14 protein-coding genes are annotated in these 18,170 nt (G+C 45.5%); 8 read left to right on the top strand and 6 right to left on the bottom strand.

The annotated features are described in order from the left end of the window. The first annotated feature begins 206 nt into the window (after positions 1-206). Positions 207-2,351 carry a ribonuclease R gene (rnr, locus tag AACM02_RS04050; RefSeq protein WP_339116136.1) on the top strand — a complete coding sequence of 715 codons (2,145 nt, stop codon included), beginning with the start codon at positions 207-209 and terminating at the stop codon, positions 2,349-2,351. A 1-nt stretch (position 2,352) separates the two neighbouring features. On the opposite strand, the gene AACM02_RS04055 is transcribed toward rnr, so the two are convergent. Beyond that, positions 2,353-3,060 carry a hypothetical protein gene (locus tag AACM02_RS04055; RefSeq protein ID WP_339116137.1) on the bottom strand — a complete coding sequence of 236 codons (708 nt, stop codon included), beginning with the start codon at positions 3,058-3,060 and terminating at the stop codon, positions 2,353-2,355. Further along, positions 3,057-4,508 carry a lipopolysaccharide biosynthesis protein gene (locus tag AACM02_RS04060; RefSeq protein ID WP_332457145.1) on the bottom strand — a complete coding sequence of 484 codons (1,452 nt, stop codon included), beginning with the start codon at positions 4,506-4,508 and terminating at the stop codon, positions 3,057-3,059. The genes AACM02_RS04055 and AACM02_RS04060 overlap by 4 nt, the downstream gene beginning before the upstream one ends. Before the next feature lie 137 nt (positions 4,509-4,645). Between AACM02_RS04060 and queG the strand changes: the two genes are divergently transcribed. The 3 genes from queG to ruvB all read left to right on the top strand — a co-directional run bounded on the left by queG (position 4,646) and on the right by ruvB (position 7,747). Then, positions 4,646-5,581, top strand: coding sequence for a tRNA epoxyqueuosine(34) reductase QueG (queG, locus tag AACM02_RS04065; protein ID WP_339116138.1), 936 nt, complete (start codon positions 4,646-4,648; stop codon positions 5,579-5,581). Between the two features lie 85 nt (positions 5,582-5,666). After that, positions 5,667-6,647, top strand: coding sequence for an IS30 family transposase (locus tag AACM02_RS04070; RefSeq protein ID WP_076932160.1), 981 nt, complete (start codon positions 5,667-5,669; stop codon positions 6,645-6,647). A gap of 74 nt (positions 6,648-6,721) precedes the next feature. Continuing rightward, on the top strand, positions 6,722-7,747 hold the full coding sequence (ruvB, locus tag AACM02_RS04075; RefSeq protein ID WP_332457143.1) for a Holliday junction branch migration DNA helicase RuvB: 1,026 nt from the start codon (positions 6,722-6,724) through the stop codon (positions 7,745-7,747). A 129-nt stretch (positions 7,748-7,876) separates the two neighbouring features. On the opposite strand, the gene AACM02_RS04080 is transcribed toward ruvB, so the two are convergent. Together AACM02_RS04080 and AACM02_RS04085 are read right to left on the bottom strand one after the other, a co-directional pair. Beyond that, positions 7,877-9,259, bottom strand: coding sequence for a DUF4270 domain-containing protein (locus tag AACM02_RS04080; RefSeq protein WP_339116139.1), 1,383 nt, complete (start codon positions 9,257-9,259; stop codon positions 7,877-7,879). Between the two features lie 140 nt (positions 9,260-9,399). Further along, a complete protein-coding gene (locus tag AACM02_RS04085; RefSeq protein ID WP_339116140.1) occupies positions 9,400-10,218 on the bottom strand; it encodes a glycogen/starch synthase in 819 nt (272 codons plus the stop codon). A 213-nt stretch (positions 10,219-10,431) separates the two neighbouring features. Here AACM02_RS04085 and AACM02_RS04090 point away from each other — a divergent pair, with 213 nt between their 5' ends. Genes AACM02_RS04090 through AACM02_RS04105 form a run of 4 tightly spaced genes read left to right on the top strand, consistent with a single transcriptional unit; the run spans position 10,432 to position 16,811 of the window. Continuing rightward, positions 10,432-11,754 (top strand): MATE family efflux transporter, encoded by a 1,323-nt coding sequence (locus tag AACM02_RS04090; RefSeq protein WP_339117428.1) that lies wholly within the window; start codon positions 10,432-10,434, stop codon positions 11,752-11,754. Positions 11,755-11,792: 38 nt separating this feature from the next. Further along, positions 11,793-12,860 (top strand): hypothetical protein, encoded by a 1,068-nt coding sequence (locus tag AACM02_RS04095; protein ID WP_339116141.1) that lies wholly within the window; start codon positions 11,793-11,795, stop codon positions 12,858-12,860. Between the two features lie 29 nt (positions 12,861-12,889). Then, complete coding sequence (gene ligA, locus AACM02_RS04100; protein WP_339116142.1) at positions 12,890-14,959, top strand: NAD-dependent DNA ligase LigA; 2,070 nt, start codon at positions 12,890-12,892, stop codon at positions 14,957-14,959. Position 14,960: 1 nt separating this feature from the next. Continuing rightward, the gene (locus tag AACM02_RS04105) at positions 14,961-16,811 is read left to right on the top strand and encodes an SLC13 family permease (RefSeq protein ID WP_339116143.1); all 1,851 of its coding nucleotides are present in this window, start codon (positions 14,961-14,963) and stop codon (positions 16,809-16,811) included. A 33-nt stretch (positions 16,812-16,844) separates the two neighbouring features. Here the strand turns inward: AACM02_RS04105 and coaBC are convergent, their stop codons facing one another. Then, positions 16,845-17,387, bottom strand: coding sequence for a bifunctional phosphopantothenoylcysteine decarboxylase/phosphopantothenate--cysteine ligase CoaBC (gene coaBC / locus AACM02_RS04110; RefSeq protein ID WP_339116144.1), 543 nt, complete (start codon positions 17,385-17,387; stop codon positions 16,845-16,847). Further along, positions 17,384-18,169 (bottom strand): phosphopantothenoylcysteine decarboxylase, encoded by a 786-nt coding sequence (locus tag AACM02_RS04115; RefSeq protein ID WP_339116145.1) that lies wholly within the window; start codon positions 18,167-18,169, stop codon positions 17,384-17,386. The genes coaBC and AACM02_RS04115 overlap by 4 nt, the downstream gene beginning before the upstream one ends. Between the last annotated feature and the right edge of the window lies 1 nt (position 18,170).

Genomic DNA, 18,170 nt, shown 5'->3' on the forward strand with positions numbered 1-18,170 from the left:
ATCATAACCACGCATTTTAAAAACAATATTCCCTAAAGATGTCCGATAAAAGTCCTGTCCGTTGAAGTTAAATATCCGAAAAACGAATTTTTTTTGTTACTTTGTACTAAGAAGCCGTTCGGCGTTTTACAAAACCTGAAAAATTGGAAACCGCTTCTAACTAAAACAGGATTTCGTTGTTTAATATTGTAAACGAAACAGATTATATGAGTAAAAGAACATCAGTTGCAGAGACTGTATCAAAACCGAAAAAGAAAGAGCTGGAACAGCTCGTTGTCGATTTTCTGACCGAAAATAAAGACAAGCAGTTTAATTATAAGCAGATAGCTGCTGCATTAAATATCCGGGGAGAAGAAGGCCGCCGTGTATTGGTAAAAGCGCTTGACCGGCTTCGCGATTACGATGTGTTGCTGGAGACTTCTCGTGGGAGATACAGGTTAAATAACCGCGGATTGATCCTCGAGGGACGCTTTGAAAGAAGAAGCAACGGTAAAAACTTCTTTGTGCCCGATGACGATGCCAACATTATCTATATTCCCGAACGGAACAGCAAACATGCGATGAACGGAGATCGGGTACGTGTCCAACTGCTGGCAAAAAGGAAACGGGCCGACACCGAAGGGGCGGTCGTTGAGATTCTGGAGCGTGCACAAACCCGGTTTGTAGGAGTACTGGAAGTGCAGAAATATTTTGCTTTCCTGGTAATGGACAGCAAGTTTCTAGCCAACGATATATTTATTCCGACGGACGAGCTTAACGGGGCCGGGAACGGAGATAAAGTACTGGTGGAAATTGTGGAATGGCCCGAAAAAGCCAATAATCCGGTCGGGAAGGTGATTGATGTATTGGGCAAGCCGGGAGACAATACTACCGAGATGCACGCTATCCTGGCACAATACGGATTACCGTACAGGTATCCCGGGGATGTGGAAAAAGCGGCGGAACTGATTCCTGAAAAAATCGACGAGAAGGAGATTGCCCTGCGGGAAGATTTCCGCGATGTGTTTACCATAACCATCGACCCGAAAGACGCCAAAGATTTCGATGACGCTTTGTCGCTACGTAAAATTTCTCCCACACTGTGGGAAGTGGGTGTGCACATTGCCGATGTAACCCATTACGTGAGACAGGGCGACATTATCGATAAAGAAGCGGAAAACAGGGCAACATCCATCTACCTGGTCGACAGGACTATCCCTATGCTGCCTGAAAGGTTGAGCAATGGGTTGTGTTCCCTTCGTCCGAAGGAAGACAAACTTTGTTTTTCGGTTATTTTTGAACTTAATGAGTATGCGGAGATTAAAAAATCACGCATTGTCCGCACCGTCATAAATTCCGACAGCCGGCTCACGTATGAGGAGGCACAAACCGTGATAGAAACCGGGAAAGGTGATTTTTCATCCGAGATTCTGGTCATGAACAGCCTGGCACAGAAATTACGTGAAAAGCGTTTTGCAAACGGAGCCATCAACTTTGAGCGCTACGAAGTGAAATTCAACCTCGATGAGAAAGGCAAGCCGCTTGGAGTTTATTTTAAAGAATCGAAGGAAGCAAACCACCTCATCGAAGAATTCATGCTTTTGGCCAACAGGACGGTGGCCGAATTTATCGGAAAGGTTCCGAAAGGTAAACATGCTAAGGCATTTGTTTATCGCATTCACGATATACCTGATTCCGAAAAACTGGACACCCTGAATGCCTTTATCCTTCGTTTCGGCCATAAAATAAAAACCGAAGGGAACAAAGTAGAGGTGGCAAAGAGCATCAACTCATTGTTGGATAAGGTCCAGGGCCGTCCCGAAGAAAACCTGGTGGAGACCATTGCCATCCGCACCATGTCCAAAGCGGTTTATTCTACCAAAAACGTGGGGCATTACGGGCTTGCGTTTGACTATTACACACACTTCACATCTCCCATCCGGCGTTATCCCGACATGATGGTCCACCGGTTGCTTGAACGTTACCTGGACGGTGGCCGATCCGTTGATCAAACAGAGCTGGAGATGGAATGCAAGCACTCTTCCGATATGGAACAGGTGGCAGCCAATGCCGAGCGCGACTCCATCAAGTACAAACAGGTGGAATTTATGGCTGACAAAATCGGGAAAGTGTACGACGGTGTTGTTTCCGGGATTACGGAATGGGGTATTTACGTGGAAATTAACGAAAACAAATGCGAGGGTATGATCCCTATCCGTGAACTGGACGATGATTTTTACGAACTGGACGAGAAGAATTACCGCCTGGTCGGCCGTCGCACTAAACGTGAATACCGCCTCGGACAACCGGTTTCCATACAGGTTGCAAAAGCCAACCTGGAAAGGAAACAACTGGATTTTGTACTGGCCTAGTTCAGGCCTTTTTGAAGAACGAAGTCTTGCTGAATGCGTGCTGGAAAAAGACCGGACCTTGAAATTCGGTCTTTTTCCATTTGGAAGGATCCTGAAGCTCGGGAAAAGGGGCAAGGTAATAGCTCCTGTCGGTATTGTCCACAATCAGGTAACCTCCTTTTTTCACATGAGGAATTGCTCTTTTCACACAACAGTTTCTAACCCTTCCGTCCACAACGACCAAATCGAAATATTCTTCCGGAAAAGTATCAATTGCTTTTACGTAGTCTTCGAAGGAGAGTCCTGCTGATTTTTTATCTTTCGATACAAAATCGTCGGGGTTCCGGTAGTCCCTTTCGTTGAAGTCAGCAATAGGCTTTCCCGTGATTTCCTGGATACTTACGTTTTTTAAATCCAGTTCTTCGATTTTCTTATTCAAAAAACCTTTCCAGTCCGGATCGTGCTCAACGGTGTGCACCTGTTTGCAGCGTGAAGCAAAAAACAGGGTGGACCCGCCCGACCCCCATTCAAAAACGCTCATGCCGGGCCGGCATGTCGCCGAAAGAAAATCAACGGCATCGTAGGTCATCCAGGGTGACCGGCGGTTCAAGGTAGTGTCACCTGATTTTTTATCTTTATACCAGCGGCTGAACTGTTTTATGTGCGATAATGTCTTGTTGTTTAATGCATAATCAATCGCGAAGCGAACATATAACAAAAATTCTTTCATTTTTTTTCTTTTTTTCTTTTTTCGAACCAATACTCAATCTCTTTCAGCATCTCCAGTTTAAATAGCTTACAGAGAAGAATGTATGACGTGCCCGTGATAACCAGGTTGAGGATTATAAAAACAACGTTGTTCCCTATTTTCATTGTAAGAAGGAAGGACACGGCAGAACTGATAATTGCCAGGAGTAAATAAGGCCCTATATCCTTAATCAGGTGAAAAAGGGTGTATCGGATAAGTTTTCCCGTCAACATTACGGAAATTATCAGTGAAATAACCATGTAGATTATCCAGCTAACGGCTAAAGCGGTGATTCCATGCGGAAAAAGAAGAACGATCAGTAAAATCAGCAAAACCCCTTTTGCCACTTCAATGCCCAGAAAGAACTTGGAGTTCTCCTTAGCTATAAACAATTCTTGAAAGATAAAAATAAAAGGAGAAAGCATTCCTGCGAACGTAAGAATTTGAAAATAAGGAACAGCTGCCAGCCATTTCTCTTTGAAAAGGAGGTGAAACGTTGGTTCTGCAATCACAATCATGGTAAGTCCGATGGGGAATGATAGGAATGCTATGGATTTTATGATCTTACTGACCACTCGCTTTAACCGTTCCGTTTGTTCGTTTATCTCCGATAAAATAAGCATTGCTACGGTACGAAAGGTGTTTGCCAGTGTAAGAAACGGAATGTCCTGGTACTTTTTTGCCTGATTGAAGTAAGCCACCTGACTCATCGGGTAGAAAGCTGCGATCAAACTCGGGTAAATGTTGTTTACCGTAGTTGAAATAACCGATGCGGACAGCAATTTGTTGCTGAAAGCAAAAAATGTGCCCAAGCTCTTTCTGCTGAAACGGGCGATAGGCCGCCAGGGGGAGTAGACCCACAAAAAAAGGGAGCGGAAAAAAGCATAGAGAAGTGTCTGGGCTACCAGTGCCCATACACCGTACCCGGCAATGGCCATTACAACGGCCACTACATCGGAAAAAAGGAGTGAGAGTGTATTTACCTGGGTGAGCCCCTTGAAATTAGCTTTTTTCGTGAGAATGGTTTGGTGGATTAAGCCAAATGCGTTAAAAATGAGCGACAAGAACAGGATCCGGACAACGCTTGTGATCGCGGGGGCATGGAACATCTTTCCCAGCAGAGGGGCGGTAAAGAAGAAGAGCAAATAAAGGACAAAGCTCAGTGAAATGTTGAAATAAAAAACGGTGGTGTAATCCGTTTGCGTCAGGTCTTTCCGGTTCAGAAGTGCTCGCCCGAATCCGCTGTCGATCAGGATGGTAGAGAATGCCACAAAGACTGCCAAGGAGCCAACCAAGCCGTAATCTTCAGCGGCAACGATATTCATCAGTATCAGCATACTGGCAAAGTTGAGCATCTGCTGCCCAAACTTATCGAGAAAGCTCCAAAAAAGAGAGACGGTAGTTTTTTTCTTTAAGGCTGAATCTGCCATATCGGGATTAAGTTTATGCAAAAGTAAGGTTTTTTTCAGACAAAAGACTTTTTGTTGATGTGCTTATTCATTAATACTATAGTTTTCTTATCTTTGATTTTTAGAAACTGTTCCTGGCTCATGGTTCTTATCTTTAAATGACTTTTTCCGAAGAAATAAAACAGCATGCCCTCTCGCTGGGTTTTGATGCCTGCGGTATTTGCCGCGCCGAAGAGAGTGAGCAGGAAGCCCATTACAGGAGCTGGCTCTCAGAAGAATGTCATGCCGGAATGGATTACCTGGAGCGGAATATTGATAAGCGAATGGATCCCCGGCTGATGGTTGAAGGAGCCAGATCAATTATCTCGGTTGCGTTGAATTACTTCCCCCATCGTTTTCAGCATGAAGATGCTCCCCAGTTTGCGTATTATGCTTACGGTGAGGATTATCACGATATAGTCAAAGAGAAGCTCAGCCGGCTTTTCGATTTCATAAAGCTTCGTTTTCCCGGGGTGTCGGGGCGTTATTTCTCAGACTCTGCTCCTGTATTGGAACGTTTCTGGGCGGCACGTTCCGGATTGGGGTTTGTGGGCAAAAACACCTTGCTGATCATTCCCGGAAAAGGGTCTTATTTTTTTTTGGGAGAGCTTATTGTTGATCTTGAACTGGATTACGATTCACCCATATCACAAAATTGCGGGAAATGCCGTCGTTGCCTGGACGCCTGTCCCACCGGAGCCATTGAAAAACCGCACTGGGTGAACGCCCGGAAGTGTATATCGTACCAAACCATTGAAAATAAGGGTGAAATATCGTCCGAGATTGTTCCGCGTTTGAGTAATAATGTATACGGTTGTGATATCTGTCAGGTTGTCTGTCCCTGGAACCGGTATGCCCGGCCGCACAGTACGCCGGAATTTAATCCCTCGGATGAATTCCTTTCGCTCGATTACAAAAGGCTGCAGGAGATGGATGAAGATACCTACCGGCGGATTTTCCGGAGATCGGCGGTAAAAAGAGCGAAATTTGCCGGATTAAAAAGAAACCTCGACGCCTGGAAAAGTTCCGTAAATTCAATTAGTAAATGCAACTAAATATCATTTATTAATGGTCAAAAAGATTCCCAAGGGAACGCGTTCCCTTGGGAAAGTTGGCCAAAATGTTTATAATAGTTGTATTATGAAAAAATTTAAACAATTGACCGTAGAGCGAAGATACCAAATATCAGCTCTACTTCAAAGGGGAAGTACACAAAAACAGATTGCAGGGATTGTAGGAGTATCGGAATCAACCATAAGTCGGGAGTTGTCCCGCAATAAAGCCAAGCGTGGGAAGTATTCTGCGGCTCGCGCTCAAATGCTTGCCGATGAACGCAAGGAACGCTTCAAGCGCAAGCGTAGCTTCAGTTCATCCATGCAGCGGTTCATTGACAAAAAACTACGGGAAGAACAGTGGTCTCCCGAACAGATTAACGGCTATTGCAAAGTCAACGGCATTGAGATGGTAAGCGTGGAAAGGATTTATCAGCACATTCGCAAAGACAAGGCGCAAGGAGGAGATTTATACACTTTCTTACGCCACAAGCTCAAGCACAGAAGACGCCCGGTATCGGATACCCGGGTACACATTAAAGACAGGGTGGGGATTGAACACCGACCGGCAATCGTAGACCAGAAAAAACGATTTGGAGATTTGGAAATCGATACCGTAATCGGCAAAGACGGCAAGGGTGCCATCTTAACCATCGTGGAGCGAACCAAGGCGTTTGTGCTAATGGAAAAATTGGAAAAGGGGAAGAATGCCGAGGCAGTAAAGGAGACTGTCATCCGTCTGTTAATGCCTTATAAAGGAAAGATTCACACCATAACATCCGATAACGGCAAGGAGTTTGCAGAACACAAAGCCATTGCAAGCGCTTTGGATATTGATTTTTACTTTGCCAATCCATACAGTTCCTGGGAAAGAGGATTGAACGAATACACCAATAAACTCGTACGCCAATACATCCCGAAAGGAACTGACTTTAATGATGTTAATAGTGAAAAAGTGAAGGAGATACAATACAAATTAAACCGAAGACCAAGAAAAAAATTGAACTATAAAACACCGGCTCAATTATTTTTTGCATCTTTGGAAAATAAAATTGCATTTGCGAGTTGAATCTACGGTTCCCAACAAACGGAGGGTGGAATTTCCTAAAATCACTATTTTTAGCTACTTTTGCACATTCAACTATGCAAGAGCCATTCGACATACACGTAAATAAAAGCTTTCAGGAAAACGACCGGGAATACGAAAACGCGTTGCGTCCGCTGACATTTAACGGATTTAACGGGCAGGATAAAATTGTTGAGAATCTCAGGGTCTTTGTCAGTGCTGCGCGCATGCGCCGCGAATCGCTTGATCATGTGTTGCTGCACGGTCCTCCGGGATTGGGAAAAACCACCCTGTCGAATATTATCGCCAACGAGCTGGGTGTAGGGTTCAAGGTCACGTCGGGCCCGGTTTTGGATAAGCCCGGTGATCTGGCAGGGATTCTTACCTCGCTGGAAACGAATGATGTGCTGTTTATTGATGAGATTCACCGCCTGTCGCCTGTGGTGGAGGAATATCTTTACAGTGCGATGGAGGACTATAGGATTGACATAATGATTGATAAAGGACCGAGTGCCCGTTCCATCCAGATCGATTTGAATCCGTTCACGCTGATCGGTGCAACCACGAGAAGCGGGTTGCTGACCAGCCCGCTACGGGCCCGCTTTGGCATTAATATGCACTTGGAATATTACGATGCGGATACCCTTACGGGTATTATTCTCCGCTCAGCCAACATCTTGAATATCGCTTGTGCCCGAAATGCGGCTGAAGAGATCGCTTCGAGAAGCCGCGGCACTCCGCGTATTGCCAATGCGCTTCTTCGCCGTGTCCGCGATTTCGCCCAGGTGAAGGGATCGGGTAAAATAGACAAGGCCATTTCGTCCTATGCCCTGGAAGCGCTGAATATAGACCGTTACGGGCTTGATGAGATTGACAATAAAATACTTCTCACCATTATTGATAAATTCAAAGGAGGTCCCGTTGGGATTACGACCATTGCTACGGCCGTAGGGGATGATGCCGGGACCATCGAAGAGGTTTACGAACCGTTTCTCATCAAAGAAGGATTCCTTAAGCGTACGCCGAGGGGACGTGAAGCTACAGAACTCGCTTACCGGCATTTGGGACGAAAAAGGGACCTGGAGCAGGGTTTGTTGTTTTGAGAATCAAGATTGTAGGTGATCTAGCTGTTGGAGAATGGTTTTTATTTGACCGCTTTTATAAAAAACAACGGGCTGCCAATGAAAATTTACAGCCCGCAGTCTTATATTCTCTTGACTCTCTTGTCTTAACTAAAAGGAGCTGTAAATGATGTCCAGTTTCAGTTTTTCCGGTTTATTCTCGAGCATTACCGCCGACGGTTTCATCTGGTTGTAAATAGCCGTGGGGGTACTTGTTCCCGGTGAATAATAGGAGCCGCCTGTCGTGGTGAAAGTGATGTCCACCGGGACCAGGTAATAGGTGAGGTCGAACGCTTCCTTCTTCTGTCTTTTGTAGTAGTTAATCATTGCCGCAATATTCCCGAAATTGTAGGAATAAGTCTCTTTGTCAAAAGAAGCGTAAAAACTGGTTACGTTGTCGTGCAGTCTTCTGTTTTCAAAGAACCCTTTCAGCGAATCCTTATTGACCAGAAGCAAGTGGTCGGGAGGAGATAATTTCACCTTCTCATCCTGGTTCGCTTCGGGCAAGGCGTAAACCATGAGTCGCGCCTGATTTAGCGATCGGTTGGTAAGTTTTGAGTATATTTCGGATATGGGGAAAGTGACTTCTGTGTTTACTCCTGCGGGGCTCTTTACGAAAGTGCCCTTGTCGTTCGGAGCTAGCAACTGGTCGTTGTTGTTTTGTATGTGATTGATTTGCGTCACTTCGGGAGTAATGTTCAACCGGAACTCGGAGGTGCGTATCGTATCTGTTTTTTGTGAAGAACCTTTTGGATCGAGGTACTTGTAGAAAATGTTCAGGGATGTCAGGTTTACGTTCAGGATCGTGCTGTTACCAAAGTTTGTCGTGATGTATAAACCCGGGAAAAATTTCCTGAAAGTATCCGTATTTTTCAGTTCGCCGTGATCCGGTTTTTTAAATTCATCCAGAAACGATTGTCCTATAGATTTGGGCAACTCCGTATAAATCTCGTAAATTTTGACGGTTTGGGTGGTGTTACCTGTATAATATGTTTCTGTACGGTAGGTGTTGTTTTTGCCGGTAAACGTTTTTGTACCGAGCGGGTTGCTCATGTCCGATTTCGTCCTGGGATCGAAATTGGTGTAATCCTTATTTTTAGGTAGTTCCTCAATGACCTTGTATACGGCCAGTCTCATGGGTGCCAGGGAATCACCGATTATGGAGGAATAGGAAACGGTCAATCGGACAGAGTCAATGACGGCTCCATCTTTAAATAATTGACTTTCAGGATAATAAAATTCACCCACATATTCAGACCGGATAGAACCGAAAACCGGATCGATATATTCTCCAAGGATGGGGTATTTGGTCCTGGAAAAAACAGAATCCACTTGTATGGTTCGGGATGAGACATACAACGTGTCCGTACCCACTGAAACCCTGTCGTTTTCCGGTTGAATGGTGAATCCTATTTTATCCAGGGTGTCAACGCAGGAAGCGAGAACGGCAACAATGGCAATGAATAATAGTTTGTATAAGGTTTGAAGTTTCATTCGTTTCAAAAAATTATGAACGCAAATATCTGAAAAAAATATCTGAAAAAAAAGCCCTTAACGGGCTTTCTTGTTTTTTTTAATGATAATTGTCTATCAGAATAAAAAATATCTGCTTAATGGATTTTTTTTAATACAATTTAGGCGTCGATCTTATCGCAGAACTCACCGATTTTTTCCACGTTATTCTCAAAATCGGAAGTATATCCCAAGTAAGGTGTTTTTCTATCGATAATGTACTTGTCCAGCTCTTTGTGAATGTTTTCACTGCCTTGAACAACTCCGTCCGAATAATCGATGGCCAGTTTTGTGAGGTTTACGAAATCCATTTTTCCCCGTTTTTTCACATCTTCGATCTCTTTGTCTCCAATGGTATCGAAACGAAGTTTTTCTGAAAAACCTTCGTTAAAAGGTTTTTCGAAGTTCTCGTCGTAAACGGAATAAATAACTTTGGCGTTCTTTAAGCAGGGATCGTCTTTGTATCCTTTCTTGATATAAATAGGCGCCAATGCGGTAAACCAGCCGTGGCAATGAATGATGTCGGGAACCCAACGCAGTTTTTTGATGGTTTCCAGTACGCCGCGGACAAAAAAGATGCTTCGTTCATCGTTGTCATCGTATTCCTCTCCCTTCTGATCAGTAAGCGTCTCACGGTTTTGAAAGAAATCGTCGTTATCGATGAAGTAAACCTGCATGCGAGCCGACTGGATGGAAGCCACCTTGATAATCAGTGAATGGTCCGAATCGTCGATGATCAGGTTCATTCCCGAAAGGCGGATCACTTCGTGCAGCTGGTTCCTGCGTTCGTTGATGTTGCCGAACTTAGGCATGAACGTACGGATTTCGTGACCTTTATCCTGAATGGCTTGGGGTAGATATCTCGATAGGTGCGAGATTTGTGTTTCCGGTAAATAAGGAAAAATTTCCTGCGTGATGTAGAGAATTCTTTTTTGACTCATTTAATTAATTTTCTTCAAATTCTTTACAAAGATAATAAAAAAAATCCGCATAACTGCAAAATGTTTTCGGATGTTTTTTATTTATTTTTGATTTTCAGTTATTTATGCAAACGACAAGCCGAAGATATTCGGTAAATGAATTGACGTTTCACTTTTTTATTCCGCAAAAAATTCGTTGCTTTGCACGCTGAAATAAATGACGGAAAGAAACCGGTGTATTCCAATAAACATGTAGTAAAAATAAGTTTACCTATCCTGCTCAGTTTGCTGGCGCAGAATATCATTCAGGTAATAGATACTGCCTTTCTCGGCCGGGTGGGAGAGGTGGAGTTGGGCGCATCTGCTCTGGCCGGGATTATTTACATTGCCATTTACACGATAGGTTTCGGATTCAGTATGGGAAGCCAGATCCTGATCGGCAGGAGAAACGGCGAAAAAAAATTCCACCAAATCGGTGAAATTGTCATTCAGGGGATTTTATTCCTTCTTGTTCCGGCGCTGTTGTTGATCGCGGTGTTCAAGCTTGGATTCTCCGATACCCTGATGCGCTTGTTTGAATCGGAAAATGTGAGTGAGGCTGTTTCCGATTATCTCGACTGGCGCGTCTATGGCTTTGTTTTCGCTTTTGCAAACAGCACTTTCCGGGCGTTTTACATCGGTATTGCCCGTACCAAGGTCCTTACGATAAATTCACTGGTCATGGCTCTGGTGAATCTGGTGCTCGACTATGGACTGATTTTCGGAAACTTCGGACTGCCTGAAATGGGAATTGGCGGTGCTGCGCTGGCATCGGTTATTGCCGAAGCGTCATCCACATTGTTTTTCATTGTTTATACACGAAAAACAGTCGACCTGGAGAAGTACGGTTTCCGGAGAATTACGTTTAAGTGGTCGGTTGTAAAAAAAGTGTTGGATATTTCCATATATATGATGCTTCAGTATCTGTTATCCATCGTGACCTGGTTGATGTTTTTTGTGTTTATAGAAAACTACCTGGGTGAGCGTTCTTTAGCTGTGACCAATATTGTGCGCAGCTTATACACCATCGTCACCATTCCGTCTCATGCGTTGGGTTCGGCAGTGAACACCATGGTAAGCAATACTATCGGCGCCGGGCGGCAGAATGAAGTGCTGAATTTGATCAAGCGGGTTACCCTTATCAGTTTGTTTTCGATGCTTGCCATCATTCTCATCGTAGCGGTTGCACCCCGCCTGATGATTCATATTTACACGAACGATACTTCTCTTATTGACGATACGGTAGCGCCGTTGTACGTGCTGTTGACCTCCCTGCCTTTTTATGCAATAGGGACGGTGTTGTTCAGTGCAGTCTCGGGGACAGGAAATACGCAGCGGGCATTGTTTTATGAAATCATCACTTTATCGGGGTATGTTTTATATACATGGCTTATTGTTGTTTACCTCCGGTTGTCGGTCGGTTGGGCATGGACCACCGAACATGTCTACTGGGGGCAACTGATGTTTTTTTCTCTGTTTTATTTGCGAAGCAAGAAGTGGGTACATAAGAAGATATAGGGAATTTTCCTTATCTTTACCGTCGAAAAACGAACAATATGAAACACAGGTTTCTCTTCTTTCTAGTGGTGTTTTTTTGTTCTTCGGTTTATGCCCAGGAATATCGGTGGAAAGTGGGGTTAGACTATTTTTTCGATAATACGGAATACGGGAAATCGTCGTTTACCGATTCCGAAACCATGAATGGAATCTGGCTTAATCCGATGGGAAGCATCGGTTGGGGAGAGAAACACTCCATTCGTGCCGGCGTAAATCTGCTGAAAATCCCAGGGATGGATAAAATTGTCGATAAAGTGGAAGTTTCCTTGTGTTATCAATATAAATCGCCGGCTATGGTGTTTCGCGCCGGTTCTTTTCCGCGGAGCGAAGTGTTGGGGAATTACAACAATTTCTTTTTTAAGGATTCAGTGAATCATTTTGTGCCGTTAATGCAGGGAGTGTTTTGGCAAATCGGAAGCAACCGGAATTTTCTCAACTTGTGGTTCGACAGAACAGGATATGCCACACGCACCAAGCACGAACATTTTTTTGTAGGATTATCAGGAAAAATATCCAATGGACTTCTCTTTGCCGATTTTCAGTCGTACATGTTTCACTACTCCAACACAAAGCCTGCGACGCCGGGTGAGGGTGTGAGCGAGAATCTGCAGCTGCAGGCGACAACCGGGCTGGATTACGAAGGAGAAGACGGGTTTAAAGGATTAATCGCTGTGGGAACATTGATGGGATACGAAAGAGATCGTCGGTTCGAAAGCGAACGGTACAAGCCTGTCGGGTTCGTTGCCCGCGGCGATGCCGAAATGTGGGGAATCGGCACAAAAAATACATTTTACCGGGGGGAGCCGCGCATGAGATTGGCCGGTACCTTTGGAGGGAACCTCTATTGGGGAACACAATTCCTTCGGGCAAAGTCGTATGCCGAAAGTGAATGGTACATCCGCCTGATAGAGTCGGATTTTGTAAAGGCACGGTTCAACTGCAACCTGCATTTCACCGAAGGCAACGTGTTGTTTCAGCAGATGCTTACCGTTTCTGCATCGATCGGTAATTTTACACCAAAGAATAGGAAAACAACCCGTTATCCGTGGATGAGAATATTTCATTAGAATCAAGAATCAAGATAAAAGATATTTTAATGAAGGATTTGTTTTCAAATAACAACATACAACCTGCAGAATCTCCATCGGTTGGCGGAAATTCGGCGGCTAAAGATAAGTTGGAAACCCTCCGCAAACAGTTACACGAGCATAATTACAATTACTACGTACTGTCGCAACCTACCATTTCCGATATTGATTTTGATGCATTGATGCAGCAACTGGCGGAATTGGAAAAGGAGTATCCTGAGTTTTACGATCCCAATTCGCCCACGATGCGGGTGGGAAGCGATATTAACAAGAACTTTGTTCAGGTGCAGCATCGATATCCGATGTTGTCGCTGCAAAACACTTACACCGAAGAGGAGATTGCCGATTTTTTCAATCGTGTAAAGCGCTCACTGAACGAGGATTTTGAAATTGTATGTGAGTTGAAATTCGACGGGACATCGATTTCACTCGTTTACGAAAATGGCAGGTTATCACAGGCTATTACCCGGGGCGACGGCAAGCAAGGCGATGATGTTACGGCTAATGTCCGTACCGTGCGAAACATCCCGTTGGTGCTCAAAGGTGACAATATCCCCGGGTATGTTGAAGTGCGGGGCGAAATCTTGATGCCTTGGAGTGTTTTTGAGGAACTGAACAGGGAGCGCGAGTCACAGGAAGAACCACTTTTCGCTAATCCCCGCAATGCAGCATCGGGCACACTTAAGATGCAGGATCCAAAAGTGGTTGCAGCCAGGAAACTGGAGTCGTCTGTGTATTACCTGATGGGAGAAGGATTGCCGTCAGACAGTCATTTCGAAAATATGGAACTTGCCCGCAAATGGGGGCTGAATGTATCCGCTACGATGAAAAAGTGTTGTTCGTTGGAAGAGGTTTTCGAGTTTTTGAAATACTGGGACGTGGCGCGTAAAAGCCTTTCTGTTGCTACCGATGGCGTGGTGCTGAAAGTAGATTCCCTTTCGCAGCAACGCAATCTCGGCTCAACCTCCAAGTTCCCCCGGTGGGCCATTGCTTACAAATTCAATGCCGAGAAGGCCCTTACCCGTCTGGAGTCCGTTACTTACCAGGTGGGACGCACCGGTGCAGTAACACCCGTAGCCAACCTTGAACCTGTTTTGCTTTCGGGAACAACCGTAAAACGGGCTTCCTTATACAACGAAGATGCCATTCTTGCACTTGATCTGCACATCGGCGACAGGGTTTACGTGGAAAAAGGCGGTGAAATCATACCCAAGATCACAGGAGTGGATAAAGAGGCCCGCTTCCTTATCGGGGATAAGGTACAGTTTGTTACCCGTTGCCCCGATTGCGACACTCCGTTGATACGGAACGAGGATGAGGCCGTGCACTACTGCCCCAATAGCGAAAATTGTCCGCCACAGATAAAAGGACGTATCGAGCATTTTGTTACCCGTAGGGCAATGAACATCACTATGGGCCCGGAAACCATAGGGCTGCTTTATGATAAAGGCCTGATCAGGGATGCTGCCGATTTATACGCGTTGCAATTCGAGGACCTGGTGAGCCTGGAGCGTTGGGGGGAAACCAGTGCTAATAACCTGCTGGCAAGCATTGAAAAATCGAAGACAGTCCCTTACGAAAGGGTATTGTTTGCTCTCGGAATTCGTTTTGTGGGAGAGACCGTTGCTCAGAAGCTGGCATTGGCCTTTCACGATATCGATTTGCTTGCAGCTGCAACGGTGGAAAAACTAACGTCGGTGGAGGAAATCGGCGACCGCATTGCCCGGAGTGTAAAAGACTTTTTCGAAAATTCCGGATGCGCGGATTTTGTGAACAGACTTCGTGCGCATGGCTTGCAATTTCAACTGAGTGAAGAAGCCCTGGCGACAAGAACGGATAAGCTGGCGGGACTCACCGTGGTGATAAGCGGAACATTTGAGTTACATTCGCGCGACGAATATAAGGCAATGATTTTGCAACACGGAGGAAAGAACAGCGGGTCGGTATCTAAAAATACTGATTACATCCTTGCCGGAGAAAATATGGGGCCAGCAAAATTAGAAAAAGCCGAAAAACTGGGGATCAAGGTTATCGATGAAAAAACATTTTTGAAAATGTTGGATTGTTCATTTTTATAATATGGTTATTACTTTCATTATATTGATTGCAACAGCGTCTCTGTTTGTTTGGGGGAAAATACGTTCCGATATTGTAGCGCTTTGCTCATTGCTGGGCCTTTTACTCACAGGTATTCTTACACCTACAGAGGCGCTGTCCGGATTTTCAAATCCCATTGTGATCATGATTGCGGCGCTATTTATCGTGGGTGGCGCCATTTTTCAAACGGGACTGGCCGCTAGAGTAAGTAAAGGGTTGTTGCGCTTTGCCGGAAACAGTGACTACAAGTTATTTTTACTTGTCGTATCCGTAACAGCGCTTATCGGATCTGTGTTGAGCAATACGGGGACGGTAGCGCTGCTTATGCCCATCGTGGTGAGTATGGCCACCTCCTCCAACATGAGTGTCCGGCGTTTGTTGATGCCGATGGCTTTCGCCAGCAGCATAGGTGGTATGATGACACTTATTGGTACGCCGCCAATCCTTATCGTACATAATACGCTTGTTGAGTCTGGGCATCGTGGATTTTCGTTTTTTACCACATTACCCGTAGGAATAATTTTGTTGTTTTGCGGAATTTTATTATTATGGCCTTTGAGCAAAACACTTGATAAAAAAAGGAAGAAAGACGACGATGACAACCGTTCGACAGTGAAGTCTCCCAAGCAATTGGTTACGGAATACCGTTTGGCAGAAAACATGTACAGAGTGGAGATGAACGGGAAATCTCCGGTGGTCGGGAAAAAACTTTCCGAACTCGATATTACGAAACAGTATGCAGTGACTATCGCCGAAATACGCCGCAGGTCGACGTCCCCGTTCAAGAAAACCGTTACCCAGGAACTGCCCGAGGCCGGAACCGTACTTGGCGATAACGACGTGTTGTATCTGATTGGCGATTTTGTTAACGTTGCCCGCTTTGCTGAAGAGAAAGGCCTTAAATTCATCGATCAGTCCTCCGACGACTCCATGCCTACTTTTTCGGGAAAACTGAAGTTCGATGAGATTGGTATGGCCGAGGTGGTTGTGCTTGCCAACTCCAACATCATTGGTCACCCGGTAAGGGAGTCGGGTTTCCGGAAGAACTACAACGTAAATATTATCGGCATACAACGCAAGACGCGCTATCTGGTGCAAAATGTGAAAGACGAAAAAATACAGTCGGGCGATATGTTGTTGGTCCAGGGTGCGTGGGAAGACATTGACAGGTTAAGCCGTTTGCAAGCTGAAATTGTAGTCATCGGGCAACCCTCGGCAGAGGCATCCAAGGTAACGCTTGAAGACAAAGCACCCGTTGCGGGAATTATTATGGGATTGATGGTTGTTGCGATGATCTTTAACTTTTTTCCGCCTGTGGTGGCGGTATTGATGGCTGCTGTCGCCATGATCCTTGCGGGATGTTTTCGAAGCGTACGCGATGCTTATCGTACGATTAACTGGGAAAGCGTCATCTTGTTTGCCGCCATGATGCCTTTGGCTACGGCTATGGAGAAAACCGGAGCATCAGAACTTATCTCTTCGGGCATAGTCGGTTCGCTGGGAAGTCGTGGCCCTTATTTGGTATTGGCCGGAATTTATTTGGGTACCTCCATTCTCACGATGTTTATCAGCAACACGGCAACGGCTATTTTGTTTGCGCCCATTGCACTGCAGGCTGCCGTTGCGTTGGGTGTCAGCCCTTATCCTTTCCTGGTTGCGGTAGCGGTTGCTGCCAGTATGTGTTTTGCAAGTCCTTTTTCCACACCGCCCAACGCCATGGTTGTATCGGCAGGCCGGTACAGCTTTGTGGATTACGTTAGGGTGGGATTACCGCTGCAGGTTTTCTACATGGTAATTATGGTGTTTGCCTTGCCTTTGGTGTTCCCGTTCTGAACCCGGGAAAAATAAGAGTTGCGGTATTATGTATCAGTCATCGGGTAAATCAAACTCTTCGATAATCTTCACGATTTCCTCCCATGGCAGTAGTTTCCCTTTTCCGAAATCACCGCAGGCAAGCTCGCCTTCAGCAGTTTCATAGACGTGGTATCCCCATTTTTTCAGTTTTTCGATGTTGTCCTGAACAATCGGATTTTCATACATAAAGGTGTTCATGGCAGGGAAAATAAGTACCGGGCTTCGGGCTGCCATCACGGTGGTAGTGAGCATGTCGTCTGCAATTCCCGAGGCGATCTTCCCGATAATGTTGGCTGTGGCGGGCACAATGACGAACAGGTCGGCTGCCTTGGCCAGGTCGATATGCTTGGTGTCCCATTCCCGTACCGGGTCATACATGTCAGTGACAACCGGATTGTGCGACATAGTTCTAAAAGTGAGCGGCGTGACAAACTCCTGGGCGGATCGGGTCATGATCACTTCCACGTTGTGCCCGTTCTTTTTCAGCTGATTGACAATTTCTACGGCTTTGTAGCAGGCAATTCCGCCTGAAACTCCGATAACGATCGTTTTCATTTATTTCCTCCTTGTTTCATCATTTCCCTTACAATAGCTTCTGCTATTTGTTTCTTCCCGATCGGCCGGTCAACGACTTTCCCCGATCTTATCAACATGCCGAGATGATTGCTCTCCCCCAGTTGCGCCAGTTCGTTGGCAAAAACCATGTCACATCCGTTTTCTCCGGCAAGTTGGTTGGCAACCCGGATCAGTTCTTCTTCCGGCACATCTTTCAGCAGTTTGAATCCCACCAGAAAGGTATTCGGATTGTTTCGTTTAATTAGCGGAATCACTTTTTGGGTGCGTCTCAGACCCAGAATAATGTTGTGGTCCGACGGAATTTTTTCCGTCAGGCTATACCTGTTTTCCGGATTTTCGAGCACTTCTCTCACGGTCGCTCCAGCGTCACCGCTGTATGGCGGCAAGCTGTTTATTTCTTTTGCCAATTCCTCCGTACTTGCGACATAGGCAAGCGTGAAATCGGATATGGCCATGGAATGGATGAAGAAATCTACCGGAACACTTTTGGTTAACGCATCCACGGCATGGTAAACACTTTCCGCATCGGTGACGGGGACAAAGTCCACGAACGGAAGTTGCTCTTTATCTAACGCCTTCCTGAAAGCCGTTTCGGTGAAGAGATAAGTTACGTGGAAATCGGAACGTTTTTCAGCGCAAAAGTAGTCCAGGATTGTTTCCAGGCAATACCAGCCAAGCAGTCCGGTGCTGATGTTGGTCAGCCTCCGCACTCCATCGATATGCTCCGATGTTCCGCCTGCCGTGATGGCTATATTCAGCATA

It is taken from the genome of Petrimonas sp. (assembly GCF_963921705.1).
Lineage (GTDB): Bacteria > Bacteroidota > Bacteroidia > Bacteroidales > Dysgonomonadaceae > Petrimonas > Petrimonas sulfuriphila.